This window comes from Paracoccus versutus (assembly GCF_000763885.1).
Lineage (GTDB): Bacteria > Pseudomonadota > Alphaproteobacteria > Rhodobacterales > Rhodobacteraceae > Paracoccus > Paracoccus versutus.
The window spans coordinates 1-25407 of record NZ_JRKO01000064.1 but is presented as its reverse complement, the minus strand read 5'-3'; the positions used below and the strand labels follow the sequence as shown (position 1 = coordinate 25407).

The 25407-nt window shown below is 64.4% G+C and carries 23 protein-coding genes and 1 pseudogene; 12 read left to right on the top strand and 12 right to left on the bottom strand.

Going from position 1 to position 25407, the window contains the following annotated elements:
- The 9 genes from IT40_RS22175 to IT40_RS22135 all read left to right on the top strand — a co-directional run.
- On the top strand, positions 1-715 hold a 715-nt coding region (locus tag IT40_RS22175; RefSeq protein ID WP_036759803.1), incomplete at its 5' end, for an aldehyde dehydrogenase family protein.
- Positions 716-871: 156 nt separating this feature from the next.
- The gene (locus IT40_RS22170; RefSeq protein WP_036759801.1) at positions 872-2587 is read left to right on the top strand and encodes an IlvD/Edd family dehydratase; all 1716 of its coding nucleotides are present in this window, start codon (positions 872-874) and stop codon (positions 2585-2587) included.
- 253 nt (positions 2588-2840) lie between these two features.
- Positions 2841-3776 carry a LysR substrate-binding domain-containing protein gene (locus tag IT40_RS22165; protein ID WP_036759811.1) on the top strand — a complete coding sequence of 312 codons (936 nt, stop codon included), beginning with the start codon at positions 2841-2843 and terminating at the stop codon, positions 3774-3776.
- Positions 3777-4057: 281 nt separating this feature from the next.
- On the top strand, positions 4058-4909 hold the full coding sequence (locus IT40_RS22160; protein WP_036759799.1) for a glycine betaine ABC transporter substrate-binding protein: 852 nt from the start codon (positions 4058-4060) through the stop codon (positions 4907-4909).
- A gap of 57 nt (positions 4910-4966) precedes the next feature.
- On the top strand, positions 4967-6022 hold the full coding sequence (locus IT40_RS22155) for a quaternary amine ABC transporter ATP-binding protein (RefSeq protein WP_036759797.1): 1056 nt from the start codon (positions 4967-4969) through the stop codon (positions 6020-6022).
- 9 nt (positions 6023-6031) lie between these two features.
- Entirely contained in the window at positions 6032-6859 is an 828-nt protein-coding gene (locus tag IT40_RS22150; protein WP_036759795.1) for an ABC transporter permease, read from the top strand.
- Positions 6856-7599, top strand: a complete 744-nt coding sequence (locus tag IT40_RS22145; protein ID WP_036759794.1) for an ABC transporter permease — start codon at positions 6856-6858, stop codon at positions 7597-7599. The genes IT40_RS22150 and IT40_RS22145 overlap by 4 nt, the downstream gene beginning before the upstream one ends.
- Positions 7600-7602: 3 nt before the next feature.
- Positions 7603-8604, top strand: a complete 1002-nt coding sequence (locus IT40_RS22140; protein ID WP_036759792.1) for a 4-hydroxyproline epimerase — start codon at positions 7603-7605, stop codon at positions 8602-8604.
- Positions 8605-8685: 81 nt separating this feature from the next.
- The gene (locus tag IT40_RS22135; RefSeq protein ID WP_036759790.1) at positions 8686-9738 is read left to right on the top strand and encodes a proline racemase family protein; all 1053 of its coding nucleotides are present in this window, start codon (positions 8686-8688) and stop codon (positions 9736-9738) included.
- 458 nt (positions 9739-10196) lie between these two features.
- Here the strand turns inward: IT40_RS22135 and IT40_RS29750 are convergent, their stop codons facing one another.
- A complete protein-coding gene (locus tag IT40_RS29750; RefSeq protein WP_243700134.1) occupies positions 10197-10652 on the bottom strand; it encodes a transposase in 456 nt (151 codons plus the stop codon).
- 65 nt (positions 10653-10717) lie between these two features.
- Complete coding sequence (locus IT40_RS29745) at positions 10718-11140, bottom strand: IS110 family transposase (protein WP_208021283.1); 423 nt, start codon at positions 11138-11140, stop codon at positions 10718-10720.
- On the opposite strand from IT40_RS29745, the gene IT40_RS28950 reads away from it, so the two are divergent.
- Positions 11130-11720: a hypothetical protein gene (locus IT40_RS28950; protein ID WP_147307253.1), complete on the top strand. Its 591-nt coding sequence runs from the start codon at positions 11130-11132 to the stop codon at positions 11718-11720. The genes IT40_RS29745 and IT40_RS28950 overlap by 11 nt on opposite strands.
- Positions 11721-11769: 49 nt before the next feature.
- On the opposite strand, the gene IT40_RS22125 is transcribed toward IT40_RS28950, so the two are convergent.
- From IT40_RS22125 to thrS, 9 genes are all read right to left on the bottom strand, one after another.
- The gene (locus tag IT40_RS22125) at positions 11770-12177 is read right to left on the bottom strand and encodes a hypothetical protein (RefSeq protein WP_036759788.1); all 408 of its coding nucleotides are present in this window, start codon (positions 12175-12177) and stop codon (positions 11770-11772) included.
- A gap of 1 nt (position 12178) precedes the next feature.
- Entirely contained in the window at positions 12179-12997 is an 819-nt protein-coding gene (locus IT40_RS22120) for a metallophosphoesterase (protein WP_036759786.1), read from the bottom strand.
- Position 12998: 1 nt separating this feature from the next.
- On the bottom strand, positions 12999-13472 hold the full coding sequence (locus IT40_RS22115; RefSeq protein ID WP_036759783.1) for a DUF6634 family protein: 474 nt from the start codon (positions 13470-13472) through the stop codon (positions 12999-13001).
- Between the two features lie 102 nt (positions 13473-13574).
- A complete protein-coding gene (locus IT40_RS22110; RefSeq protein ID WP_036759781.1) occupies positions 13575-14669 on the bottom strand; it encodes an AAA family ATPase in 1095 nt (364 codons plus the stop codon).
- A gap of 568 nt (positions 14670-15237) precedes the next feature.
- Positions 15238-17502 carry an adenosylcobalamin-dependent ribonucleoside-diphosphate reductase gene (locus tag IT40_RS22105; RefSeq protein ID WP_036759779.1) on the bottom strand — a complete coding sequence of 755 codons (2265 nt, stop codon included), beginning with the start codon at positions 17500-17502 and terminating at the stop codon, positions 15238-15240.
- A 155-nt stretch (positions 17503-17657) separates the two neighbouring features.
- Positions 17658-18305 carry a DsbA family oxidoreductase gene (locus tag IT40_RS22100; RefSeq protein WP_036759777.1) on the bottom strand — a complete coding sequence of 216 codons (648 nt, stop codon included), beginning with the start codon at positions 18303-18305 and terminating at the stop codon, positions 17658-17660.
- Positions 18302-19882 carry a class I adenylate-forming enzyme family protein gene (locus IT40_RS22095; RefSeq protein WP_084197379.1) on the bottom strand — a complete coding sequence of 527 codons (1581 nt, stop codon included), beginning with the start codon at positions 19880-19882 and terminating at the stop codon, positions 18302-18304. The genes IT40_RS22100 and IT40_RS22095 overlap by 4 nt, the downstream gene beginning before the upstream one ends.
- A 211-nt stretch (positions 19883-20093) precedes the next feature.
- Positions 20094-20300, bottom strand: a complete 207-nt coding sequence (locus tag IT40_RS22090) for a cold-shock protein (protein WP_011747293.1) — start codon at positions 20298-20300, stop codon at positions 20094-20096.
- Positions 20301-20527: 227 nt separating this feature from the next.
- Positions 20528-22474, bottom strand: a complete 1947-nt coding sequence (gene thrS, locus IT40_RS22085; protein ID WP_036759776.1) for a threonine--tRNA ligase — start codon at positions 22472-22474, stop codon at positions 20528-20530.
- 164 nt (positions 22475-22638) lie between these two features.
- Between thrS and IT40_RS22080 the strand changes: the two genes are divergently transcribed.
- Complete coding sequence (locus IT40_RS22080; RefSeq protein ID WP_036759774.1) at positions 22639-23385, top strand: alpha/beta hydrolase; 747 nt, start codon at positions 22639-22641, stop codon at positions 23383-23385.
- Between the two features lie 42 nt (positions 23386-23427).
- On the opposite strand, the gene phaZ is transcribed toward IT40_RS22080, so the two are convergent.
- Entirely contained in the window at positions 23428-24771 is a 1344-nt protein-coding gene (phaZ, locus tag IT40_RS22075; protein ID WP_114535293.1) for a polyhydroxyalkanoate depolymerase, read from the bottom strand.
- A 112-nt stretch (positions 24772-24883) separates the two neighbouring features.
- On the opposite strand from phaZ, the pseudogene IT40_RS27005 reads away from it, so the two are divergent.
- Positions 24884-25407: pseudogene (locus IT40_RS27005) on the top strand (class I poly(R)-hydroxyalkanoic acid synthase); the annotation flags it as partial.

Here is a 25407-nt window from a genome sequence, read left to right as displayed (position 1 = left end):
GGTGGTGCTGGAGCTGGGCGGCAAGAACCCCTGCATCGTGCTGGACGATGCCGAGGACCTGGACGCGGTGGCGGCGCATGTGGTGAACGGCGCGTTCTGGAACATGGGGCAGAACTGCTCGGCCGCCAGCCGCCTGATCGTGCAGCGCGGCATCAGGGACCGGCTGCTGGAGAAGGTCCGGGCCGAGGCGGCCGGCTGGCTGGTGGGCGATCCGCTGGATCCGGCGAACCGCGTGGGTCCGCTTGTCTCGAAGGCGCATTTCGACAAGGTCAGCAGCTATCTGGATGCGGCGAAATCGGAAACCGTGCTGGTCGGCGGCAAGGTGGTGGCCGAGGGCTTCATCGAGCCGACCATCGTGGAGACCGCGCGCGATTCCCGGCTGGCGGTGGAGGAGATCTTCGGCCCGATCCTGACGGTGATCGTGGTGGACAGTTTCGAGGAGGCGATCCGGGTTGCCAACGACACCGACTACGGGCTTGCGGCCTCGATCTTCTCGGCCAACGGCAAGCGGGCCTTGCGCGGGGCGCGGGCCTTGCGGGCGGGCACGGTGACGGTGAACAGCTTCGGCGAGGGCGACGTGACCACCCCCTTCGGCGGCTACAAGCAATCGGGCTTCGGCGGCCGCGACAACAGCGTCCACGCCCACGACCAGTACACCCAGCTCAAGACAATCTGGATCGATTTGAACGACAGCGCCGACGCGAGCCTCGACTGAGACCGACAGGTTAAGGCCGCTCGCGCCCTTGCCGCGAGCGGTCTCGCCGCCCCTCACGATTTGATGCCTGCATAACGATTCTGCTTGTTAGGGGCCCGTGCTACCGTTCGGAAGTCAATCGAATTTCCAATTCATCAGCAGAAAGAACACCGTCTTATGTCCGGGAAGAAACAATATCGTAGCAAAGACTGGTATGGCTCGCTCGGCAAAGACGGCTTCATTCATCGCTCATCGATGAAGGCAATGGGTCTTCCCGAGCATGTGTTCGATGGAAGGCCGGTTATCGGCATCTGCAATACCTGGTCCGAATTCAACCCTTGCAACGCAAGCCTGCTTGGCTTGGCAGAGGCGGTCAAGCGTGGAGTATGGGAAGCGGGCGGGTTACCCGTCGAGTTTCCTGTAAGCTCGCTCAATGAAGATCAGGTTCGCCCAACCACTATGTTGTTCCGAAACCTGCTGGCAATGGATGTTGAAGAGGCCATCCGGTCCCAGCCTATCGATGGCGTCGTGCTGATGGGCGGGTGCGACAAGACCACACCAGGCCAGCTTATGGGAGCGGCCAGCGTAGATCTGCCCTCGATCGTCGTGTCGGCGGGGCCATCGCTGAGCGGACGATTCAGAGGCCAGATCCTGGGATCGGGAACGGATATCTGGCGTCTTTCCGAGGAATTTCGGGCCGGAGATCTCTCATTGAAGGATTTCATGGCTGCCGAGGCGGGCATCGCCCGTTCCTTTGGCGTATGCAACACCATGGGCACCGCTTCGACAATGGCTTCCCTGGTCGAGACCATGGGGCTGAGCCTGCCGATGAACGCCTCGCTGCCCGCAGCCGATTCCAGACGGATGGCCCTGGCGCATCTCAGCGGAATGCGGATCGTCAGAATGGTCGAAGAGGACCTGAAGATCTCTCGGGTCGTCAGCCGAAACAGCTTTGAGAATGCGGTCATTGCGAATGCTGCCTTCGGAGGATCCACAAATGCGGTGGTGCATCTGCTGGCGCTGGCAAAGAGGCTGGAGATACCTTTCGATCTCCAGGATTTTGAACTTGGTGCGGACATCCCCTTGCTGGTCAACTGCATGCCATCCGGGACCTATCTTATGGAGGATTTCTGCTATGCGGGCGGCGTTCCGGTTGTCCTGAAAGAACTGAGCCATCTGCTCAGGGATGCCTTGACGATCACAGGGGCTTGCATCAAGGAGGTCGTCGCAGATGCAGAGTGCTTTAATACGGATGTCATTCGCTCGTTCAACAGCCCCGTAAAGGAAAAAGCCGGGATTCGGGTGCTGCGGGGGAACCTTGTGCCGAACGGCGCCGTGATCAAGCCAGCGGCTGCCAACGAGAATCTCCTCAAACATGAGGGACAGGCGTTGGTGTTCAGTTCCATTGAAGACATGCGGGCACGAATCAACGATCCGGCCTTGCCCGTCACGGCGGATACGGTTCTTGTGCTTCAGGGGTGCGGACCGCGAGGTTACCCGGGAATGGCCGAGGTAGGAAACCTGCCTATTCCAGCACGTCTGCTGGAGGCCGGAGTGCGCGACATGGTGCGTATTTCGGATGCAAGGATGTCGGGGACCGCATATGGGACTGTCGTTCTGCATGCGTCCCCCGAAGCAGCGGTAGGAGGCCCTATCGCCTTGGTGCAGTCCGGCGACACAATCAGACTTGATGTGGCCGGGGGAAGCCTGGAACTGCTTGTGGATGAAGCCGAACTCGCCCGCCGCCGCGCCAACTGGGTAGAACCTCAGGTCCAGGCGGATCGAGGTTATCTGCGTCTCTATCAAGATCATGTCTTGCAGGCGGAGGAAGGTGCCGACCTCGACTTTCTCGTCGGAAGAAGTGGGGCATCGGTATCAAGGGAAGCGCATTGATCTGGTCCCAGGGAACCCCGCACGAGTCGCAAGCGATGCGCTTGAGAAACTGAGGGTTCGGTCAACCGCGTGAAATTGCTACACGGATCCTCTGCATCCGACCAAAAGGGGCCGTGCCGACCGGAGAGTCTGTTCAACCCATCATCCCGGCGTCGAGCCTTCTCGATATCTGCGATCCGCCGCTCGCTCCGATCTGGAAAACTGTGTTCGCCGGGCTAGAATGGCGGTCCGCTCATTGAGGGGTTTCACTGCCATGCCGTCGATCAAGCGCCGCTACCTGACATCTCTTGGATCCTTCGCGACCTTCGAGATGGCCGCAAAGCACCTTAGCTTCACCTTGGCGGCAAAGGAACTGAACGTGACCCAGGGCGCGGTCAGTCAACAGATCCGCCAGTTGGAGCGCGCGCTGGATTTGCTCCTGTTCGTGCGAAAGCACCATGCGCTCGAACTGACGCCCGAGGGCGCGAACCTCTATTCCGCGGCCACCTCCGGCCTCGACACGATTAGTGCGACGATCTCGGCGCTCATAGGCGATGACGGGCCACAGACCGTAACCATATCGGCAACGGATGCGCTTGCAAAATACTGGCTGAAGCCATTGATCAAGAGTTTCCGGGTAGAACACCCGGATGTCGGGTTCGTCGTGCTGGCTTCGGATGCCGATGATACGCTGCGAAACTATTCAGAGGTGGACATCTCCATTCTATGCGGCAATGAGCGCTGCGAGGTCGGCGAAGAATTGCATTTTCTGTTCCAGGAAATCGCCCAGCCGGTCTGCACCCCGAGTTTTCTTGCGGAACACGGCCCCTTCAAAGAGGTCGATGATTTCAATCGCGTGAATCTTCTTCACTTGCACGATCGCCATTGGAGCGCGGATGCCATCGGCTGGCAACCTCTCGGTTGGCCGGAATGGTTCCGTTCTCAGGGCGCCGAGTGGAACAAGGCCCCCTCAAGCCTCTCGACCAACAAGGTAGGAATGCTGATAGATGCCACCCTTGAGGGAGAAGGCGTCATGCTGGGTTGGCGACCCATGGTCCGGGCGTTCATCGAACAGGGTAAGCTGGTCTTCGCTCATCCGACCCCTATCACGGCTGGACGCGGCAACTTTATGATTTGCAAGAAGAAATCTCTTAACAGAGTCGGCGTAGCCAGCTTTGTCGAGCACGTTCTGTCATCACTTCAGGCGTGAACCAGATATACCTCTCACGACCAATGCACCCGATGAGACGTGGGAGTTTTACTAATGCTTCACCGCAGAAAAATTCGTTTGCCCATAATTCAGCTGTCGGTGATAAGTCCGTGTATTCAGGGCGTCGGAACGCTTTGGATAAAGCCGGTCAAGAACCCTAAAAATTAAGACTCGTCTATCGGGCGGTCGGGAATGGCGTTGCGGCCGTAATCGCAGCGAAGGATTGCTTATGTCCCTCTCCCCGACTCGGCTCGATTTAATCCAGATCAGCGGAGGATTACATGCGCAGATTTTTCAAAGCCATCCTTGCCGGCGCCGTGGCGCTGGGGCTTGCCTCGCCGGTGATGGCGCAGGACAAGGTGATCAAGATGGGCACCCTGTCCTGGGAAGACCTGACCCCGATCACCGGCATCACCAAAAAGGTGCTGGAGGACAAGGGCTTCACTGTCGAGCTGACCGAGTTCTCGGAATGGGGCATCGCCTATGCCGCGCTGACCAAGGGTGACATCCAGATCATCGCCTCGCAGACCGATTACGTCGCGCAGGACTACTGGAACCGGAACAAGAACCGGCTAGAAAAAATCTCGCCGGTCTCGCACGGGCTGTATCAGGCCATCGCGGTGCCGAAATACGTGCCCATCGACTCGATCGAGGAGTTGAACGACAACGCCGACAAGTTCGGCGGCAGGATCATCGGTATCGAGCCCGGCTCGGGCCTGATGCGTGAAGCGGCAGACGCCGTCGATGCCTATGGGCTGAAGCTGCAACTGATCGAGGGCTCGACCGCCGGCATGACCGCGGCGCTGAAATCGGCGACCGATCGTCAGGAGTGGATCGCCGTCACCCTGTGGGAACCGACCTGGATGGCGCTGAAGTTCGACACCAAGTTCCTTGCGGATCCGAAGGGCATCTTCGCCCCGCCGCAGGGCTATTACTGGATCGGCCAGAAGGGCTTTGCCGAAGCGAATCCCGAAGCGCGCGAGGTCATCGCCAGTGTCTATGTCCCGATCGCCGACATCGCCAGGATCAACGCCGCGGTGAACGACGGCAAGACCATGGACCAGGCGGTCGCCGAATGGACCGCGGCGCATGAAGATCTGCTGAAGCGTTGGGAAAACATCAAATCCTACTGAAGCGGGCGGGCGGCCTTCGGGCCGCCCCGAACCGACAAGCAGCGACAGGGAAAGCACATGGAAAACTCTGAGGTTCTGATCGACTGCCGGTCGGTGTGGAAGGTCTTCGGTGACCGCTCGCGCGAGGCGATCGGGGCGATCACCGGCCGGGGCCTGGGCAAGCAGGAGGTGCTGAGGGAGTTCGGCTGCGTGGTCGGTGTCTCGGATGCCTCGATCCAGGTGCGGCGCGGCGAGATCTTCTGCATCATGGGGCTGTCGGGTTCCGGCAAATCCACGCTGATCCGGCTGCTGAACCGGCTGATCGAGCCGAGCCTGGGGCAGGTCAAGGTCAAAGGCCGCGACATCGCCGCCATGGACGCCGCCACCCTGCGCGAGACCCGCGCGCGCCATATCGGCATGGTGTTCCAGTCCGTCGCCCTGCTGCCGCAGCGCAACGTGCTGGAAAACGCCGCCTTCGGGCTGGAGGTGCAGGGCGTGCCCAAGGACGAGCGCAACCGCGCCGCCGAGGCCGCGCTGGCCAAGGTCGGCCTGTCGGACTGGATGCTGCGCTATCCGTCGGAGCTGTCGGGCGGCATGCAGCAGCGGGTCGGGCTGGCGCGGGCGCTGACCTCGGACCCCGAGATCATCCTGATGGACGAGCCGTTTTCCGCGCTGGACCCGCTGATCCGCCGGCAGTTGCAGGACGAGTTCCGCCAGCTCACCAAGGATCTGGGCAAGTCGGCGGTCTTCATCACCCACGACCTCGACGAGGCGATCCGCATCGGCGACCGCATCGCCATCATGAAGGACGGCGTCATCATCCAGACCGGCACCGCCGAAGAAATCGTGATGAACCCGGCCGACCAGTATGTCGCCGATTTCGTCGCCGGCATCTCGCGGCTGCATCTGATCAAGGCGCATTCGGTGATGATCTCGGCTGGGCAATGGCAGGGTGCGGTGGACGGCTTGCCGCGCTGCTCGCCCGAGGCTGATATCGACGCGCTGATCGGCCAGATCACCGAGACCGGCAGCGATGCCATCGCCGTCGAGGAGGATGGCAAGCTGGTCGGCATCGTCACCATCCGCAACCTGCTGCTGGGCGTGCGCGGCGATGCCGATGCTAGCGCGCATTAAGGGGGCGTCATGGAGAATTTCGTCACCGCTTTCGACACCACCATCGACAATGCGCTGTTCTGGCTGACCGACCATGCCGCCTTCATCTTCGACGGCGCCCGCGCGCTGCTCAAGGGGTTGTTCGACGCCGTGCAATGGCTGTTGCTGCTGCCGCCCTTCTATGTGACCGCGGCGCTGGTCGGGCTGTTGGCCTGGCGGGTGCTGGGCCTGGGGGCCGGGGTGGCGACGGCACTGGCGCTGGCGGTCTGCGCCGCGATGGGGCTGTGGACCGAGACCATGGCCACGCTGGCGCTGGTCATCGCCGCCACCGTCATCGCGCTGGCGATCAGCCTGCCCTTGGGCGTGCTGGCCGGGCTGATGCCGCGGCTGGACCGGGCGTTGGTGCCGGTGCTGGACCTGGTCCAGACCATGCCGCCCTATATCTACCTGCTGCCCTCGATCGCGCTTCTGGGCTTCGGCCCGGCCACGGCGCTGGTCGCCACGGTGATCGTGGCCATGCCGCCGGCGATCCGGCTGACCAGCCTCGGCATCCGCCAGACCCCGCACGAGTTCATCGAGCTGGGCCAGGCCACGGGCGTGACGCCGGCGCAGATGTTCTGGAAGATCCGGCTGCCCTTCGCGCTGCCCTCGATCATGGCCGGCGTGAACCAGAGCCTGATGATGGCCTTCGGCATGGTGGTCATCGCCGGCATCGTCGGCTCGGGCGGGCTTGGCGAGACGATCTACGGCGCCATCCGCACGCTGGACATCGCCACCTCGATCAATGCCTCGATCGCCATCGTGGTGCTGACCATGGTGCTGGACCGCATCACCCAAAGCCTTGCGAGGACGAAATGACCGTCAATCCCGGAGCCTTTCTCGCCCCCGTCGTCGACTGGCTGAACGCCAATTTCCACGGCTTCTTCGCGGTCGTCACCCAGGTCATCGAGGCGGTGCTGGGCGCCATCGAGGGCGCGCTTCTGGTGCTGCCGCCTTGGGCGCTGATCGCGCTGGTCGCGGTCGCGGCCTTCTTCGCCGCCGGGCTGCGGGTCGCGGTGCTGATCGCCGTCGCCATTGCCTTTCCGCTGGGCATCCTGGCCGCGCGCCGGCCGCGGGTCGAGGCGGCGCTGCGCCCGGTCCTCGACGTGATGCAGACCGTGCCGCCATGGGTCTACCTGATCCCGGCGGTGATGATCTTCAGCCTGGGCAAGGTGCCGGCGATCATCGCGACCATCGTCTATGGCATCCCGCCGATGCTGCGCCTGACCACGCTGGCCTTTCGCGGCGTGCCCAAGGACCTCAAGGAACTGGGCGAGGCCATCGGCGCGAAGCCCGGCACCATCCTGTGGAAGATCGAGTTCCCCGCCGCCACGCCCACGCTGCTGGTGGGGCTGAACCAGTGCATCCTGTTGTCGCTGGCCATGGTGGTTCTGGCGGGGCTGGTCGGCGCCGGCGGGCTGGGCGCCGAGGTGACGCGCGGCCTGACCCGCATGGAGATGGGCCTCGGCCTGCGCGCCGGCCTCGCCATCGTCGCAATCGCCCTGCTGCTCGACAGGCTCTCCCGCGGTGCGCTGGATCGCAAGCGAAAGGGAGCCTGAGCCATGCGCCACAGGTTCTTCTGCATCGACAGCGATACCTGCGGCAACCCGGTCCGGGTCGTGGCGGGGGGCGCGCCGCTCTTGCCGCATCTGCCGATCTTCGAGCGCCGCGACCTGTTCCTGCGCGACCACGACTGGGTGCGCACCGCCCTGATGTTCGAGCCGCGCGGCCATGACATCATGTCGGGCGTCATCGTCTACCCGGCCCATCGCGAGGATTGCGACCTTGCGGCGCTGTTCATCGAGGTCTCGGGTTGCCTGCCGATGTGCGGCGCCGGCACCATCGGCCTGGCCACCGCCGCCATCGAGGAAGGGCTGGTCACGCCGAAGACCCCCGGCCGGCTGGCCATCGAGACCCCCGCGGGCCGGGTCGACGTGGAATGCAGGATGCAGGGCGAGCGCGTCGCCTCGGTGCGGCTGTTCAACGTGCCGAGCTTCCTGCACAGCGCCGATGTCCGGGTGGATGTGCCGGGCCTTGGCCCGCTGACCGTGGACATCGCCTATGGCGGCAATTTCTATGCCGTGATCGAGCCGCAAGAAAACTGGCCCGGCCTGACCGGCATGACCGCATCCGAGATCGTGACCCACAGCCGCGCCCTGCGCGAGGCGCTGGCCGAATACGGCGAAACCGTCGTTCACCCAAAGGACGACCGCATCCGCGGCGTCCATCACGCGGTCTGGTGCGACGGCCCGGACGGGCCGGATTGCGACGGCCGCGATGCGGTCTTCTATGGCGACAAGGCCATCGACCGCTCGCCCGGCGGCACCGGCACCTCGGCGCGGATGGCGCAGCTTCACGGCAAGGGGCGGCTGGCCGTTGGGGACAGCTTCCGCAACAAGAGCCTGATCGGCACCGTCTTCGAGGGCCGGGCCGAACAGGCGGTGACGGTGGGCGACTACCCCGGCATCCTGCCCAGCATCGGCGGATGGGCGCGGATCACCGGCCACAATACCATCCTGGTCGATGACGACGACCCGCTGCGCCACGGGTTCCAGATCGCCTGACGATCCGAACCACCACGTTGCTGGCGTTTCTCATAGCGGAACGCTTGCTGTCCTACGGCCATACAACAAGAGGTAATCCAAATGTCCTTCAAGCGGACGATCCACGCTATCGACACCCATGCCGGAACACCTATGCGGGTCGTTACCGGTGGGATTCCCCATATTCCGGGCAACACCACTTACGAGAAAATGAAGTGGCTAGAGGAAAACGACGATCAGCTTCGCCTTCTGCTGCTGCGTGAGCCGCGCGGATATCCGGCGCACTGCTGCAATATTCTCGTTCCTCCATCCCATCCCGAAGCGGATGCGGGATACATCATCATGGAGCAGATCGAATATCCGATGATGTCCGGGGGAAACACTATTTCGGTCGCCACCGTCCTGCTGGAGATGGGTATCCTGCCGATGACCGAGCCGGTCACCGAACTCGTTCTTGAAGCTCCCGCCGGGCTTATTCGCATCATCGCGGAATGCTCCGGCGGAAAGGTCAAGAGCGTCACGTTCAAGAACGTGCCGGCATTCGGTGTCCATCTGGATGCCGTCATCGACGTTCCGCATCTGGGAAAGGTCACCGTCGACGTTGCCTGGGGCGGCATGTTCTACGTCATCGCCGATGTTCGCCAATTCAAGGGGCTTGAAATCATTCCCGAACATGGCGCCGAACTCACGCGCGTGTCGTCAATGATCCGACAGGCGGCCATCGAACAACTGCCGGTCGAGCATCCGGATTACCCCGGCGTCGGGATCACGGTATCGCAACTTTCGGGCCCGACCGAAGCCCCCAATGCCGACTGGAAGAATACTGTCACCATGTCCACTGGGGAATTCTCATGGGACGATCCGTCGACATGGACCGGGGCGCTGGATCGGTGTCCATGCGGGACCGGCACATGCGCAAAAATGGCGGCTCTTCACGCAAAGGGAGAATTGCCGCTGAACAGGAAGTTCCGCCACCAAAGCATCATCGGGAATATTTATACCGGGGAACTTGTCGAGGAAACGAAGATCCATGGCCGGCAAGCGGTCGTCCCCACGATCAGTGGAACAAGCTGGATTACCGGCATCAACACGCTCGTCCTGGATCATGACGATCCATTCACGCATGGCTTCACGATCGGTGACATCTGGGCATAGCGACATCGCCCGAACGCCGCTCCTTCGCTACGTTATCCTGCCAGATGTGGTTTTGATCCGCGTTCATGAAGGGATGAAGAAGGCAAACCCTTTCCATCGGCCAGAGCATGAGGGTCCCTGGACGCGATCTCCTTCTGTTGTCTGGGGATCCTGCATGCCGCGAGCGCATCAAGAAAAAGCGATATATGGACCGGGGTCGTATCTGAAAACAAAAACTTAGTTGGCTTATCTGCTGCATGCGGCAAATGTGCGATAGCCGGGCACATTTGATGTGGTCCGGCTATCCAGGATGGTTCACGAGCGCATTTTACTACCGATACGGCTCGATCAATGGGGCCATCATACCTTCCTCTTCCGAGGTCAGATTCAACCTGTCCCGGTTCTGTTCCGGTCGGGTGCTCATGTTAGGCGGCCCATTGTTCGAAGGCCACGGGTGATTTCTAGCCTGGCAACTGTGTCTATCGACGCGGCTGAGCCTGCCATGGGGCGCCGGTTTTGAGGATTGCATTTGCGATTATGATCAATCTGCGCGCGATGGCAACGATGACCAGTTTGTGGGGCTTGCCTCGCATCTTGAGGCTCTGCGCGACAGGTTTCAGGACAGGATTGTGACACGCTGCAGCCAGTGCTGTCTGGAACAGGACACGCCTCAGTGCGCGCCGGCCTCCTGCGATTGCTCGCTTCCCACGCAGTGCCCCGCTGTCATGAGGTATGGGGGCAAGACCGGTCATGGCCGCAGCTTCGCTGGATGTTATCCGCCCGAGCTCCGGCAGTTCCGCGATCGGCATGGCCGCAGAAACCGGACCGATCCCGGGGATGGACAGCAGAAGCCTTGCTTTGACGGCTGACGCTTCCTCCTGCGCGATGACGCTATCGATCCGCCGCTCAAGGTTACGGATCTGAGTGTCCAGCATGGCCACAAGTCAGCATCCATACCCTCGAGATCGGCGGGGATGTGTTGCTTATTACGCGCCGCGATCTATGCCGAAAGCCGTTTGCCCATGTCCACGATCTGCGCCCTGCGTGTTGTCAACGTTCTGAGAACACGCAGATTCTCTTCCGGCAATCTTCTATCCGCTTCTGGCCTGAACAGCATGAACCGCGCGATGAGCTCGGCATCGATCCGGTCGGTCTTTGCCCGAGTGCCCCAGGAAAGGGCAAAGGCTTTGATCTGTGCCGGGGGCAGTTGCACAGCCTCCACCCCTGCCGCCACAAGCGTGGCCCAGAGCACCCATTCCTGACCGCCCGTTGCTTCAAATCCGATCCGCACCGGCTGGGGCAAGGCCCGGAGCTGCACAAGAAGTTGGGCATGGCCTGCCACGGTGTTGGGGAGACGGAGATGCCGCCCGCTCGACGCACAAAAGCCGTCGAGCCAATCGCGGGAAACATCTATGCCGATCACGGCTGCTGCTGGTATCATATCACTCTCTCTTCCTTATGCTTCGCGGTCCCGCAAAACGGGCCGCCGTCAACTGTTCGAGACGGTGAAGAGAGGCGGGAGGCGCAATATTCCTGGCTTGGAAGTGGTGGCTTGCTCAACGCCGGACGGCACGTTCTATTCCGACGACAGGATGTATTACTTCGACGAATGGTGGGTTGGAGATGAACCGGAATCCTACACCATCGCTTTTATTTGTGACGATCCGAACATTTTCCAGAACAGCCAGCTTTACATGGCAGGAAAAGGCAATGTCAGCACGCTTTTCGTTGGCATAGATATCGATAAGAGCGGTAACCGGACCATCGTGGACGGAGTTTACACAAATACGCCCTGGAGCAGTTGGTGGACGCCGGGGTTCAGCTATAGCCTTAGTTGGATGTCTTCATCTGGAAGTCCGGTCAGCGGGACAATATCTTTCACGCCCGATCGCAAGGCTCGCTTGACCGTTGGAAATTGCACCTGGACAGAAGGCGCGAAGAGGGCCGGAAACTCCGTATCAGGGGATCCGGACCTGCATGAAATTATCAAGTCCTGCAGCTGAAGGTATTGTCTCTGTTGATCAGAGAACAGGTGAATTTTAGCGAACGCTGCTACCCATGGCAGATTGGCTCGATATACCGCCGGAATGCGGTGACGATTGCCGCGTCCTCATGGCCAAACCGTTGCGCCGGCGCGCAGCCGAAATCGACGTGGGCGCGGGTCAGCCAGTAGCAAAGCCTCAGGTTGCTGATGCAGGCTGGCCTGAGCCTCAGGATGTCACGGACGACAGCAAAGACAAGGCAGTTCGCCAAGTCTAACTGGAACCGCGGGAACATGGTCCTGCCATTCTGGGCCAGGGCGATGATGGCATCATCTCGGACCATGGCCTGCATGATAGCCTCCGGTGCATCGGTGTCGATGCGCAAGAGCGCGCAAGCCTGCGCCGCATCGATCAGCTCGATGCTGGCGAGGAGACGGTCCTCGACCCTGGCTTTGTCAGTGGAATTGTCATGGGGCATTCTATTTCCCCTTGGGCACGGCGCGATTCCGCAACTCGTCGAAGACAAACCTGGCCGGAAGCGTGACCTCCCCGACGGAAAGGTAGCCGCCGGTGCATTCCGGGCAGACATGCCGGCCCTCCGGCAGCCATCCGCGCATGGCCGTTCCCAGGGTGACGATCGTCTCACCCGTCGCGGCCACGACGATCCGACCCTTGCGCACCACGGCATGGCCGGAGACCAAGGCCGGGTCGAGGATCCGACCGCAACCCGCGCACAGCACCGTGGGCCAGGCGCGGCCGGGTTCGACCTGATCCCAAAGAGGATTGACGGGGAGTCCGGCTGCGCGGCGCAAGATTTCCGGCAGCGTGACCGGGCGGAAGTTCCAGACATCAACGCCCACGTTCACGGAGTTGCGCGAGCCCATCCAGTTCCGATGCACATGACCGAAGAGCTGCAGCCCCTGGTGCCGCGCGCCCGGCCAGGTGATCATGGGATAGTGACAGAGAAACAGCCGACGCTTGTCCACGACGATGTCGGCGGTCTCGGCCACGCTGTCCCAAGGCAGGTCGTGAACCCAGTCTTCATCGTGATTGCCCCGGATCAGGTGCCGACGGCCCGGCAACGTATGGAAGATGCTCCGGACCTCGCGCCGCCGCGCATCGGTTGATCTGCCTGCAGTAAAGTCTCCCAGAATCCAGAGGTCATCATCCGGCTGGACCTTGGCGCGGCATTCGGCCAGCAGCTGGGCGTTCATCGCGGCCACGTCCGGGAACGGACGGCCGCAAAAGCCGATGATCCGGTCATGGCTGTAATGTGGATCGGCGGTAAACCAATGCATGTCACTCCTCCTCTTTGGAGGCGGCCCGGTCCGCCGCGTCGATCCCACGCACCCGCGCGATATATGTGGCCAGAAGCTTCTGAAGCAGCTTCGGGTCGTCGATGTTGGCGAATCCCGGCAGGGCTAACTGGACGGAACCCGCAACCTTCGCCTTTCCGTTCATGGATTCAGCCAGTTCCGCCTCGAGGGCGTCGATGGATCGGCCGAGCCGATACCAGCGCGATGCGGTCCGGGCCCAACCGGCCTCGGGATCGATCGCGATCAGCTGCGAGGTGTGGATGCTTGCATTGCCGAGAAGCGGGTGATCGACCACCTCACCCCAAAGCATGACATGACCGCCAGGCGAGATCGCCGCCTTCCAGTCGGACAGGATCGGCGCCTGCGCGAGAACTTCTTCGGACGGTCCGGCTTCGGCGGCGGCAATGGCGCGCAGCACCTTGTCGAACCATTCACGGTCGCTGGGTGAGAGTTTCATGATGATATCTCCGTTTCGATGGCATGAAGGGAGGGGGCGTCTGCGGCGATGCCGCAGGCGCGTTGGATTCAGGGAAATAAGGAAAGGGCGTAGGTGCCACACTCAGTGGAGCGGCGGCCTCTGTTCGAGATCAGAGGCGTTTTGCAACATGCGGGACGCAACCCGAAGGCTGGGACGATGCTGCTGCAGGGACGGGTGGGCGAGAACCTCGCAGATCGTCTCGATCGATGTCTCGGACAGCGCCCGCTTCTTGCCCTCGCGGCGCACAAAGCCGGACAGTTCCGCCACGGTCAGATGGCGCAGCCGGATCGGCGGGCAGCGGTTGAGCAGCGGTTCCGGCAGCCGCCGGTAGTCGTTGGAGGTCAGGATCCAGATGACCCAAGACATGTCAAATTTGACCTGGTAATAGGGGCAGCTCCAGCGCTTCGCGGTCATCGGTTCCAGCAAGGGCAACAATGCTTCAGCCAGGCCGAAGGTCTGACCCTTCATCGACTCCGGGGAACCGGCCTTTTCGATTTCGTCGATCACCATGATCGGATTGGCAACGCCGCTTTGCAGCACGGTTTCGATCAGGCGGCCCGGGTGGGAACCGCCCCAACCACGCTGAGAACCGACCACGCCGAAACTGGCGTTCTCGCCGGTCGCCTCGATCACGGTGGTGGGCGCGGCCAGCAGCTTCCCAAGAATCCGGCCCAAATAGCTTTTGCCGATGCCCGACGGGCCGGTGAGATTAAGCGACTCCACCTTGAGCCCCGGCAAGCCCTCGCGCATGGATCGGCGCATCCCGTGCCAGATGACCTCGGTGGCCGGCGCCATCCAAGGCATAGCTTCGTGAATGGCGGCGGCAATCTCATCGGCACGATGTTCACTGGGGATACTGATCAGCCGCGCGCCATCTTTCAGCACCTCCAGCCGCTCACGATCATCTTTCTTCAGATGCTCGAGGCCACTTGCGGCCTTGCGACGTTCAAAGATTCGGCGGGCCCGGCGACGGATCCGGTCTTGTTCCGGACCCGAGAGATTAACCTTCCAGAACGGGTCAGGGAGCGCATCGCATTCGTTTCCGAGATCTTCCGGCGGCAGGCCTGATCGCCGGCCGCGCAATCGTCGCAGATAGGTCTCGAACCGGGTTTCCAGGGCGCTGCGGGTGTCATTGAGGTTGAAAAACCTGGCTTCGGCGAATGGGATACGGGACATGGGGGGATTCCTTTTGGCAAAGCGGGACCGGTGGCCGGAAAGACCGGTCGTAGGAAATGGTGGCGATGATGATTGTCAGACGGCAGAGAGGATCAGGCGGGGCGCTGAAGCCCTCCGGTTGCCTACGGCCGCCTGCACAGATCACGGATCGAAAGATGAAGGGTGATCTGATTGGACAGGAGGGCCAGGAATGGCGCGGATCGGGGACATGAGCGGACCTCCTTTCAGAGGCAAGACTGGGCTGGTCGGAAAAGCGGGCGCTTTTCCGGTGGTAATGGTGACAATACGTGAGGCTTCGGGGGCGGTAGGGCGGTGTGACCGGCTGCTGATCCCGGAGCGGGTGTCTGGACGATGCGGGCTCATACCCGGTTCGTCAACAGGTCCACGCCCTCATCAAGCCGACCTGGAGTGGTCGCTAAGCCTGAAAGAACAAAATCCATCAGGGTATTGATAAATATAATAAAAATAAGCACTGGAAAATCCAGGGCTCACTTTATGCTTGCAAAAAGGCTCAAAGAGTCCGGGTAAAGCTCATTTTATGCTTGGCCGCACACCTATCAGCCGCCGGTCAGCCGCATTTCGAATGGCCGCAGGACGGGCAGGTCATGCAGCCCTCGATCATCCGCATGCCGTATTGGCCGCAGGCCGGGCAGGCCGGGCCGCGCGGGCGCTCGCCCACGGCCATGACCTCGGCCTTGGGATCGGATTTCAGCCCCATGCCCTCGCCGGCCAGGAAGCCGGTGGCGACCATGTGCCGCTCGATCACCCCGCCGATGGCGGCGAGGATCGAGGGCACGTAGCGCCCCTCGATCCAGGCCCCGCCGCGTGGGTCGAACACCGCCTTCAGCTCCTCGACCACGAAACTCACGTCGCCGCCGCGCCGGAACACGGCCGAGATCATCCGCGTCAGCGCCACCGTCCAGGCGAAATGCTCCATGTTCTTCGAGTTGATGAATACCTCGAACGGCCGGCGGTGGCCGGCCTGCACGATGTCGTTGATGGTGATGTAGATCGCATGTTCGCTGCCGGGGAACTTCAGCTTGTAGGTCGCGCCCTCCAGCGCCGCCGGGCGGTCCAGCGGCTCGGTCAGGTAGACCACGTCGGCGCCCTTGTCGGCCTGCGGCGCCTCCTCGGCCTTTTCGCTGACCGACAGGACCGAGCCGGTGACGTCGTTCGGGCGATAGGTGGTGCAGCCCTTGCAACCCTTGTCCCAGGCGGCCAGGTAGACGTCCTTGAAATCCTCGAAGGAGATGTCCTCGGGGCAGTTGATGGTCTTGGAGATCGAGCTGTCCACCCATTCCTGCGCCGCCGCCTGCATGGCGACATGGTCCAGCGGCGCCAGGGTCTGGGCGTTGACGAAATACTCGGGCAGGGGGGCGTCGCCCTTCAGGTCGCGCCACATCTGCACGGCATAGTCCACGACCTCTTCCTCGGTGCGCGAGCCGTCCTTTTGCAGCACCTTGCGGGTATAGGCATAGGCAAAGACCGGCTCGATGCCTGAGCTGACATTGCCGGCGTAAAGGCTGATCGTCCCGGTCGGCGCGATCGAGGTCAGCAGCGCGTTGCGGATGCCGTGCTGCGCCACCGCCTCGCGCAGATCCGCATCCATGCGCTGCATGAAGCCCGAGGCCAGGTATTTCTGCGCGTCGAACAGCGGGAAGGCACCCTTTTCCTTGGCCAGGTCGACCGAGGCCAGATAGGCCGAGCGCGCGATGGCCTTCATCCAGACGCGGGTCTGCTCGACCGCGTCGGCAGCGCCATAGCGCAGGCCCAGCATCAGCAGGGCATCGGCCAGCCCGGTGACGCCCAGCCCGATGCGGCGCTTGGCCTGCGCCTCGGCCGCCTGCTGCGGCAGGGGGAATTTCGAGGCGTCGACCACGTTGTCCATCATCCGCACCGCGGTGCGCACCAGCTCGTCCAGCGCCTCGGGGTTCAGCCGGGCCTGGGGCGTGAAGGGCGCCTCGACCAGCCGGGCCAGGTTGACCGAGCCCAGAAGGCAGGCGCCATAGGGCGGCAGGGGCTGTTCGCCGCAGGGATTGGTCGCGGCGATCGTCTCGGCATAGGCCAGGTTGTTCTGCTGGTTGATGCGGTCGATGAAGATCACGCCCGGCTCGGCATAGTCATAGGTCGCGCGCATGATCCGGTTCCACAGGTCACGCGCCCGCACGGTGTGATAGATCTTGCCGTCGAATTGCAGATCCCAGGGGCCGTCGGCCTTGACCGCCTGCATGAAGGCATCCGTGACCAGCACCGACAGGTTGAACATGCGCAGCCGGGCGCTGTCCTGCTTGGCCTCGATGAAGGCCTCGATGTCGGGATGGTCGCAGCGCATGGTCGCCATCATCGCGCCGCGGCGCGAGCCTGCGGACATGATGGTGCGGCACATGGCGTCCCAGACATCCATGAAGGACAGCGGGCCCGAGGCGTCGGCGGCCACGCCCTTTACCTCGGCCCCGCGCGGGCGGATGGTGCTGAAGTCATAGCCGATGCCGCCGCCCTGCTGCATGGTCAGCGCGGCCTCTTTCAGCATGTCGAAGATGCCGGCCATGCTGTCGGGGATGGTGCCCATGACGAAGCAGTTGAACAGCGTCACCTCGCGCCCGGTGCCGGCGCCGGCCAGGATGCGGCCGGCGGGCAGGAACTTGAAATCCTCGAGCGCGGCATAGAAGCGGTCCTCCCACAGCGCCGGATCCTTCTCGACGCGGGCGAGGTCGCGGGCGACGCGGCGCCAGCTGTCCTCGACCGACAGGTCGATGGGCTGGCCGCCGCCGTCCTTGAGCCGGTATTTCATGTCCCAGATCTGTTCGGCGATAGGGGCTGAGAATCGGCTCATGGCGGGTGTCCTTGGCTTGGGGTCGGAAACGGGGCGAGCGGGTCTTATACAGCCGCGCGCGCCCGGTTAAAGTCGGAAAGGTGAGGACTCAGGAATATAGGCGAAACCGGCGCAAATTTCCAGATATTGCGGCAGCTGCCTGGGGCTTGCGCAACCTATTGGTGCTGCTTGCCCGCCAGTTCGTCGATCACCTGCAGCCACAGCGCGGCGGGCTGGGCGCCCGTCACCACATGGGCATCGGCGACGACGAAGGTCGGGACCGAGTTCACGCCGCGCTGCCTTGCGTGCATCTCGCGCGCCTGCACCGTGTCGCGGTCCGCGTCCGAGGCCAGCAGCCGGCGGATCACCGCCCCGTCCATGCCCGCGCCCTCGCCGATCTCGACCAGCACGTCGGGGTTCGAGATGTTGCGGCCCTCGCGCCAATGCGCCCGCATCAGCGCCGCCATGACCGGGGTCTGCGCGCCCTCGAGTCCCGCCCAATGCAGCAGGCGATGCGCGTCGAGCGTGTTCGGCATCCGTTCGATCAGCGAGGGGTTGATCCACAGGCCCAGCCGCTCGCTGGCCTCCATCACCGGCTTCATGGCGGCGATGATGCCTTTTTCGTCGGTGAACTTCATCTTCATGTAGGCGACATAGTCCATCCCCGCCCGCGGCATCTGCGGGTCCAGGCGGAAGGGCTGCCAGGTGATGGCAAAGGGATGGTCGGGGCGGCTTTCCAGCGCCCGGTCCAGCTCGGCCTTGCCGATCAGGCACCAGGGGCAGACGGGATCGGCGAAGATGTCGAGGCGGATCTGCTGGCTCATGTCCGGTCCTTGCGATGGGTGTCGTGCTGTGCGCGGGAAGAGGTGTCGTGCTGTGCGCGCGACGGGGTGTCGTGCTGTGTGGGCGACGGGGTGTCGTGCTGTGTGGGCGGATGGGGGTCGTGCTTTGCACGCGAATGGACATCGCGCAGGGCGCGGCGGTTGATCTTGCCCGTGGGCGTGCGGGGCAGGGCGGGCAGGTGGATGTATTCGCGCGGCTGCTTGTAGCGCGCAAGCCCGCGTTCGGCGGCCGCGCGCAGCCGCGCCTCGTCGGCGCTGCCGGTCCAGAAGGCGGCGATGATGCTCGACCCCGGCCCGACCGGCAATTCGGTCGCGGCGATCTCGCCGATTTCGGGGATCTGCGCCAGCGCGTCCTCGACCTCGCCCGGCGAGACGCGGAAGCCGCCGGCGTTCATCATGTCGTCGTCGCGCCCCAGCAGGCGGATCGCGCCCTCGGGCGTGGTCTCGGCCAGGTCGCCGGTCAGGAACCAGTCGCCGCGGAAGCGGGCGGCGGTTTCCTCGGGCTGGTCGAGATAGCCCAGGAACAGGCCGGGGTCCGCGCGGTGGACGGCCAGGATGCCGGGGCCCTGGGCCGGGGCGCCGCTGTCGTCGAGGATGGCGATGCGGCGGCCGGGCTGGGGAAAGCCGGCCGTGCCCTCGGGCGCGGGGCGCGCGGGGCTGCCGGACAGGAAGGTCGAGCATTCCGACATGCCCATGGCCTCGTGCAGGTCGGTGCCGGTGCGCGCCTGCCAGGCGCGGCGCAGGCCGGGATCGAGCCTTTCGCCGGCGGTCAGGCCATGGCGCAGGCCCGGCCAGGGCCGCCAGTCGGCGCGCAGCATGCGGCGGAAGACACCGGGTGCTGCGGCCAGGATGGTGGCGCCATGGCGGCCGGCGATCAGCGGGATCTGTTCGGGCGCGATGCCGGGGGCGGGGATCAGCGCGGTGGCGCCCAGCGTCCAGGGGTCCATGAGGCCGGTGCCCAGGGTGAAGGTCCAGTTGAAGGCGCCGGCATGCAGCAGCCGGTCCTGCGGCGTCAGCCCGTACCAGCCGTCGAACATCATCCGGCGGGCGAGGATGGCGCGATGCGCGTGGCAGACGGCGCGCGGCTGGCCTGACGTGCCCGAGGTGAAGACGATATAGGCCAGGTCGTCCGGGTCGTGTTGTGCGAACCCGGCCGGCGGCAGCAGGGCGAATTCGCCGAGGCGGGCGGCAGGCAGCACCGGCGCCGGCTGGTCGGGCAGGGTGATGTCCGGGTCGGCGATCACCATGGCCGGCCGGATCGCGGCGGCGATGCGGGTGATCTCGGGCGTGGTCAGCATGGGAGAGGTCGGGACCGGGACGATGCCGGCGGCGATGGCGCCGAGATAGGCCACGGGAAAGCCGGGGTTGTTTCCCAGCCGCATCAGCAGCCGGTCGCCGGGGGCGAGGCCGGATTGCAGCAGGCCGGTGGCGGTGCCCAGCACCGCCTGGCGCAGGCGGGCATGCGACCAGCGGTCGGCGCGGCCCAGCCCCAGCACCGACATGGCCAGCCTGTCCGGCGTCGCAAGCCCCGCGCTGAGCACATGTTCGGCCAGGTTCATCCCATCGCCCCGTTTCTGTTCCGGGCTTGGGGATAGAGGCTGTCGGTGCGCATGGGAAGGGGGCTTTGCCCCCGCGCCTCGCCTGCCCCTCGATGGGGCAGGCGAGGCGCTCCCCCAGGATATTTCGACACGGAAGAAGCCGGAAGGGGACAAAAGGAAACGGCCGGCGCCATGCGGGCCGGCCGTTTCCGAAATTCCGGGCGCTGCCGAATCAGAGCAGCTTCAGATCCGAGGCCGAGCTGCGGCCGTCGCGGCCCGATTGCAGTTCGTAGGCGATCTTCTGGTTGTCGTTCAGCCCGGTCAGGCCGGCGCGCTCGACCGCCGAGATATGGACGAACACGTCCTTGCCGCCGTCATCGGGCGCGATGAAGCCATAGCCTTTGGTGGCGTTGAACCATTTTACGGTGCCGGTAGCCATTATACCGTCTCTCCTTCAAGTCATCCTGGGGCGAGATTGCACCCAGGCCGTGCAGCCCTTTCCCGTCAAGTCCGGCTGCCCCGTGAAGGGAGGCGGTAGAAAGTCGTGCTCACGCGGACGAGAGGATGAACGATTCGCCGAAAAACGCAAGCACGAATGCGCCGCGCAAGGTGACGTAGGGTCATCTTGCGCGTTCGCATCGGCAAATTGTCGCCAAGCCGGGGCGCTCAGCGCAGGTCCGGTGGGGTGGCCTCGGCCCGCAGCGTGGCCACGGCCGATTCGAGCCCGTGGCTTTCGCTGCCCTGGCGGTCGAGGCGGCGGATCGAGACGCTGCGCTCCTCGACCTCCTTCAGGCCCACGGCCATGATGACTGGCACCTTGCCGACCGAATGCTCGCGCACCTTGTAGTTGATCTTTTCGTTGCGGGTATCGGCCTCGGCCCGCAGCCCGGCGGCGCGCAGGGCAGCCACGACCTCGTGGACGTAATCGTCGGCGCCCGAGACGATCGAGGCGACCACCACCTGGCGCGGCGCGAGCCAGAGCGGCAGCTTGCCCGAGTAGTTCTCGATCAGGATGCCGATGAAGCGCTCGAAGCTGCCCAGCACGGCGCGGTGCAGCATGACCGGCATGTGCTTGGCGCCGTCCTCGCCGACATACTCCGCCTCGAGCCGCTGCGGCAGGTTGAAGTCGCATTGGAAGGTGCCGCATTGCCATTCGCGGCCGATGGCGTCGGTCAGCTTGAAGTCCAGTTTCGGCCCGTAGAAGGCGCCGTCGCCGGGGTTGACCTCATAGGGCAGGCCGAGATGCTCGATGGCGCCTTTCAGCGCCGCCTCGGCCTTGTCCCAGATATCGTCGGAGCCGACGCGGACATCGGGGCGGGTCGAGAGCTTGATGTCGAATTTCTCGAAGCCGAGATCCTTGTAGACCGAGGACAGCAGTTCGATGAAGCCGGCGCATTCCGCCTCGATCTGGTCCTCGGTGCAGAAGATATGCGCATCGTCCTGGACGAAGCCGCGCACCCGCATCAGCCCGTGCATCGAGCCCGAGGGCTCGTAGCGGTGGCACGAACCGAATTCCGCCAGCCGCAGCGGCAGGTCGCGATAGCTCTTCAGGCCCTGGTTGTAGACCTGGACATGGCAGGGGCAGTTCATCGGCTTGAGCGCATTGATGCGCTTTTCCTTGGCGCCTTCCTCGTCCACCTCGACGATGAACATGTTCTCGCGATAGGCTTCCCAATGGCCGGATTTTTCCCACAGGATGCGGTCGACCACCTGGGGCGTCTTGATTTCCTTGTAATCGGCGCGGATCAGCCGGCGGCGCATATAGGCTTCCAGCTCGCGATAGATCGACCAGCCGTTCGGGTGCCAGAACACCATGCCCGGCGCTTCTTCCTGGAAGTGGAAGAGCTCCATTTCCCGGCCGAGCTTGCGGTGGTCGCGCTTGGCGGCCTCTTCCAGCATGGTCAGGTGCGCCTTGAGGTCGTCGCGGTTCCTGAAGGCCACGCCGTAGATGCGCTGCAGCATCGGCCGCGAGGCGTCGCCCAGCCAATAGGCCCCCGCGACATGCGTCAGCTTGAAGGCGTCGGCCGGCACCTGGCCGGTATGCTGCAGATGCGGGCCGCGGCAGAGATCCTGCCAGTCGCCGTGCCAATACATGCGGATCGGCTCGGCTTCCGGGATGCGGTCGAGGAGTTCGATCTTGAAGGGCTCGCCCTGCGCCTCGTAATGGGCGCGCGCACGGTCGCGGTCCCAGACCTCGGTGCGGACCGGGTCGCGGGCGGCGATGATCTGCTTCATCCGCGCCTCGATGGCGCCGAGGTCCTCGGGGGTGAAGGGCTCGGCGCGGTCGAAGTCGTAGAACCAGCCCTGGTCGCGGACCGGGCCGATGGTGACCTTGACGTCGGGCCACAGCTCCTGCACGGCGCGGGCCATGATATGGGCGAGGTCGTGGCGGATCAGCTCCAGCGCCGGCTCGCTGTCCTTCATGGTGTTGATGGCGATGCTGCCCCCGGTGGTGATCGGCCATTGCAGGTCGATGTGCCGGCCGTCGAGGCTGGCCGAGATGGCGTTTTTCGCCAGGCTCGGGGCGATGGAGGCCGCGACCTCGGCGGCGGTGATGCCGGCGGGGTAGTCGCGCGCATTGCCATCGGGAAAGGTCAGGGAGATCTGGGACATGAGTCCTCCTCGTCGGTTTGGCGCCCACGGAACGCCCGGTTGCGGGTATGTCGCGCGGGTGTGGCGCGATTGCCCGGCGTTGTCAATGCGGCTAGGTGTGCAGGGGGGCTTTGCGCCCCCGTCGCGTTCCGCGACTCCCCCGCAGGATATTTGGACACGAAAGAATGACGCAGTTTCTGGAAGGGCCGCAGGGGCGGCGCATCGCCTATAACCGGATCGAGGGGCAGGGGCCCGGCGTGGTGTTCCTGGGCGGGTTCCGCTCGGACATGCAGGGCACCAAGGCGCTGTGGCTGGAGGATTGGGCGCGCGAGCGCGGCCGGGCCTTCCTGCGCCTGGACTATTCGGGGCATGGCGAATCCTCGGGCGCCTTCGAGGAGGGCGCGATCGGCGACTGGCTGGCCGATGCCATGGCTGCGATCCGCGGGCTGACCGAGGGGCGGCAGGTTCTGGTCGGCTCGTCCATGGGCGGCTGGATCAGCCTGCTGCTGGCGCGGACCATGCCCGAGCGGCTGGCCGGGCTGGTCACGGTGGCGGCGGCGCCGGATTTCACCGAGCGCGGCTATTGGGCCGGGTTTTCCACGGCCGAGCGCGCGGCCCTGGCGGAGCGCGGCCAAGTCGAGCAGCCCAGCGGCTATGGCGATCCCTATGTCATCACCCGCCGGTTGATCGAGGACGGGCGCGACCACCTGGTGCTGGACCAGCCCTTGCCGCTGCCTTTCCCGGTGCGTTTCCTGCAAGGCACCGGGGATGCCGAGGTGCCGATGTCCTGGGCGCTGGACCTGCTGGCCCATGCCTCGGGCGAGGACATGCGGCTGGTGCTGGTCAAGGGCGCCGATCACCGCTTTTCGACCCCCGATTGCCTGGCGCTGATCGGCGCGGCGCTGGAGGAGGTGCTGGCGCGGGCAGCCTGAGGCGGGCGCGGCCCGCCGGCCGCGCCCCGTTCCCGCGGGCGGTCAGACCGCGATCTTGGAATCGTGTTCGGTGAGGTTGCTGACGCCGCAATCGACCGGGACCGGGCCGCTGCGGCGGCGCTTGCGCTGGCCGGCGGGCTGGACCTGCTCGTCGATGAAATCCAGCACCAGCGGGCGGATGTTCAGCCGCCAGCTTTTCCCGGCGAAGATGCCGTAATGGCCGGCGCCGGGTTCCAGGTGCTGGGTCTTGCGGCTTTCGGGCACGCCGGTGCAGAGCGCCAGCGCGGCGACGCATTGGCCCGGCGCCGAGATGTCGTCGTTGGCGCCCTCGACCGTCATCACCGCGACATCGGTGATCTTGCCCAGGTCGACCGGCTTGCCGTTCACGCTGAAGCGGTTCTGCGCGATCTCGCGTTCCTTGAAGATGCGCTCGACCGTCGAGAGGTAGAATTCGGCGGTCATGTCCATGACGGCGAGATATTCGTCATAGAAGGTGTTGTGCTTGTCGCCCTCGGAGCCCTGGCCGCGGGCCTCGGCGAAGATCTTGTCGAGGAAGGCCTTGGCGTGGGTCTCGGCATTCATGGCGATGAAGGAGGAAAGCTGGGCGAGGCCGGGATAGACCATGCGCCCGGCGCCGCGATACTTGAAGCCGACCTGCTGGATCATCAGGTAGTCCAGCTCGCCCATGGTGATGCGGTTGCCGAAATCGGTGACTTCGGTCGCCGCCGCGTCGGGGTCGATCGGGCCGCCGATCAGGATCAGCGAGCGCGGCTGGGCCTTGGGGTCTTCCTCGGCCAGAAGCGCGGTCGCGGCCAGCGCGAGCGGCGCCGGCTGGCAGACGGCGATCACATTGGTGTCGGGGCCGAGATGGCGGATGAAGTCGACCAGATACTGGGTGTAGTCGTCGATGTCGAACTTGCCGCAGCTGACCGGGATGTCGCGGGCATTGTGCCAGTCCGTCACATAGACTTCGCAATCGGGCAGCAAGGATGTGACCGTGGTGCGAAGGAGGGTGGCATAGTGACCGGACATGGGCGCGACCAGCAGGACCTTGCGCGCAAGCGGCGCGCGGCGGGCGACGCGGAAATGCACCAGGTCACCGAAGGGGCGCTCGATCACCGGCTCGATATAGACGACATGGTCCTGGCCGTCCTCGGACACGACGGGGGGGATTTCCCAGTCCGGCTTGATGACCATGCGCGCGAAGCTGCGCTCGGTCACCCGGCCCCAGGCCGACATCAGCTTGAACATCGGATTGGGCAGCAGCGCGAAGGCCGGATAGGAGGCCAGGGCCCGCGCGCTGGCGCCCATCCATTCGTTGGTGTTGCGGATCGTCTCCATCGCATCATAGGAGATGATCCCTCTCAAACCCTTGTACGTCGTCATTGCCACCTTCTCCCATGAACCCGCCGGATTCGGCCTTGCCGGCAAGGACACGGCTTTACCTGCGTATTGTGCTGGGCATAATGATTTTACGGTTCAGGGAGGATTGTCAATTATGGCGGGCAAGGACGAAAAACCGGAAGCTGCGGACGCGGCCGAAGCCGGGGGCAAACCACGCAGGGGCCGCGGGGCAGGGGCCAAGGCCCGCGCCGGGGCCGAGGCCGCGAAACCCGAGCCCAAGCCTGCCGATTCGGAAAAGCCGGCGCGGGCGCGGCGCGGGAAGGCTGCGGCAAAGGCCGAGCCGGCGCCGGCGCCGCCCGCCAAGTCCAAGCCGTCCGCCAAGTCCAAGCCGGCCGCGGCGGCCGATGCGGCCGATGCGGCCAAGCCCGCCGCCAAGTCCGGCACGCGCAAGCCCGCCTCGCGCGGGCGGGCGGCCGGGCGCAGTGATCCGCGCCCTGGTCCGCGCCGCAAGCCCACGGGCAAGGCGGCGGCGAAGGCGCAGGCCGAGGCCGCCTCGATCAGCATGGCCGACGAGGCGCTGCGCCCGCTTGGCGCCGTCGGGCCGGGCACGGTGCCGCCGATGGCCGCGCCCCGCGCCCCTGCAGCCGCCCCGGCCGGGACCGACAAGCCCCCCGTTCC

What these genes read in the sequence shown, in the direction of transcription:
- IT40_RS22090 (WP_011747293.1), bottom strand. Translation starts at nt 20,300, where the DNA reads ATGGCTACCGGCACCGTAAAATGGTTCAACGCCACCAAAGGCTATGGC.
- IT40_RS29750 (WP_243700134.1), bottom strand. Translation starts at nt 10,652, where the DNA reads ATGCTGGACACTCAGATCCGTAACCTTGAGCGGCGGATCGATAGCGTC.
- IT40_RS22145 (WP_036759794.1), top strand. Translation starts at nt 6,856, where the DNA reads ATGACCGTCAATCCCGGAGCCTTTCTCGCCCCCGTCGTCGACTGGCTG.
- IT40_RS22165 (WP_036759811.1), top strand. Translation starts at nt 2,841, where the DNA reads ATGCCGTCGATCAAGCGCCGCTACCTGACATCTCTTGGATCCTTCGCG.
- IT40_RS22170 (WP_036759801.1), top strand. Translation starts at nt 872, where the DNA reads ATGTCCGGGAAGAAACAATATCGTAGCAAAGACTGGTATGGCTCGCTC.
- thrS (WP_036759776.1), bottom strand. Translation starts at nt 22,474, where the DNA reads ATGTCCCAGATCTCCCTGACCTTTCCCGATGGCAATGCGCGCGACTAC.
- IT40_RS22080 (WP_036759774.1), top strand. Translation starts at nt 22,639, where the DNA reads ATGACGCAGTTTCTGGAAGGGCCGCAGGGGCGGCGCATCGCCTATAAC.
- IT40_RS22110 (WP_036759781.1), bottom strand. Translation starts at nt 14,669, where the DNA reads ATGTCCCGTATCCCATTCGCCGAAGCCAGGTTTTTCAACCTCAATGAC.
- IT40_RS22135 (WP_036759790.1), top strand. Translation starts at nt 8,686, where the DNA reads ATGTCCTTCAAGCGGACGATCCACGCTATCGACACCCATGCCGGAACA.
- IT40_RS22140 (WP_036759792.1), top strand. Translation starts at nt 7,603, where the DNA reads ATGCGCCACAGGTTCTTCTGCATCGACAGCGATACCTGCGGCAACCCG.
- IT40_RS22105 (WP_036759779.1), bottom strand. Translation starts at nt 17,502, where the DNA reads ATGAGCCGATTCTCAGCCCCTATCGCCGAACAGATCTGGGACATGAAA.
- IT40_RS22150 (WP_036759795.1), top strand. Translation starts at nt 6,032, where the DNA reads ATGGAGAATTTCGTCACCGCTTTCGACACCACCATCGACAATGCGCTG.
- IT40_RS22100 (WP_036759777.1), bottom strand. Translation starts at nt 18,305, where the DNA reads ATGAGCCAGCAGATCCGCCTCGACATCTTCGCCGATCCCGTCTGCCCC.
- IT40_RS22095 (WP_084197379.1), bottom strand. Translation starts at nt 19,882, where the DNA reads ATGAACCTGGCCGAACATGTGCTCAGCGCGGGGCTTGCGACGCCGGAC.
- IT40_RS22115 (WP_036759783.1), bottom strand. Translation starts at nt 13,472, where the DNA reads ATGAAACTCTCACCCAGCGACCGTGAATGGTTCGACAAGGTGCTGCGC.
- IT40_RS22125 (WP_036759788.1), bottom strand. Translation starts at nt 12,177, where the DNA reads ATGCCCCATGACAATTCCACTGACAAAGCCAGGGTCGAGGACCGTCTC.
- IT40_RS22160 (WP_036759799.1), top strand. Translation starts at nt 4,058, where the DNA reads ATGCGCAGATTTTTCAAAGCCATCCTTGCCGGCGCCGTGGCGCTGGGG.
- phaZ (WP_114535293.1), bottom strand. Translation starts at nt 24,771, where the DNA reads ATGACGACGTACAAGGGTTTGAGAGGGATCATCTCCTATGATGCGATG.
- IT40_RS28950 (WP_147307253.1), top strand. Translation starts at nt 11,130, where the DNA reads ATGCCGATCACGGCTGCTGCTGGTATCATATCACTCTCTCTTCCTTAT.
- IT40_RS22120 (WP_036759786.1), bottom strand. Translation starts at nt 12,997, where the DNA reads ATGCATTGGTTTACCGCCGATCCACATTACAGCCATGACCGGATCATC.
- IT40_RS22155 (WP_036759797.1), top strand. Translation starts at nt 4,967, where the DNA reads ATGGAAAACTCTGAGGTTCTGATCGACTGCCGGTCGGTGTGGAAGGTC.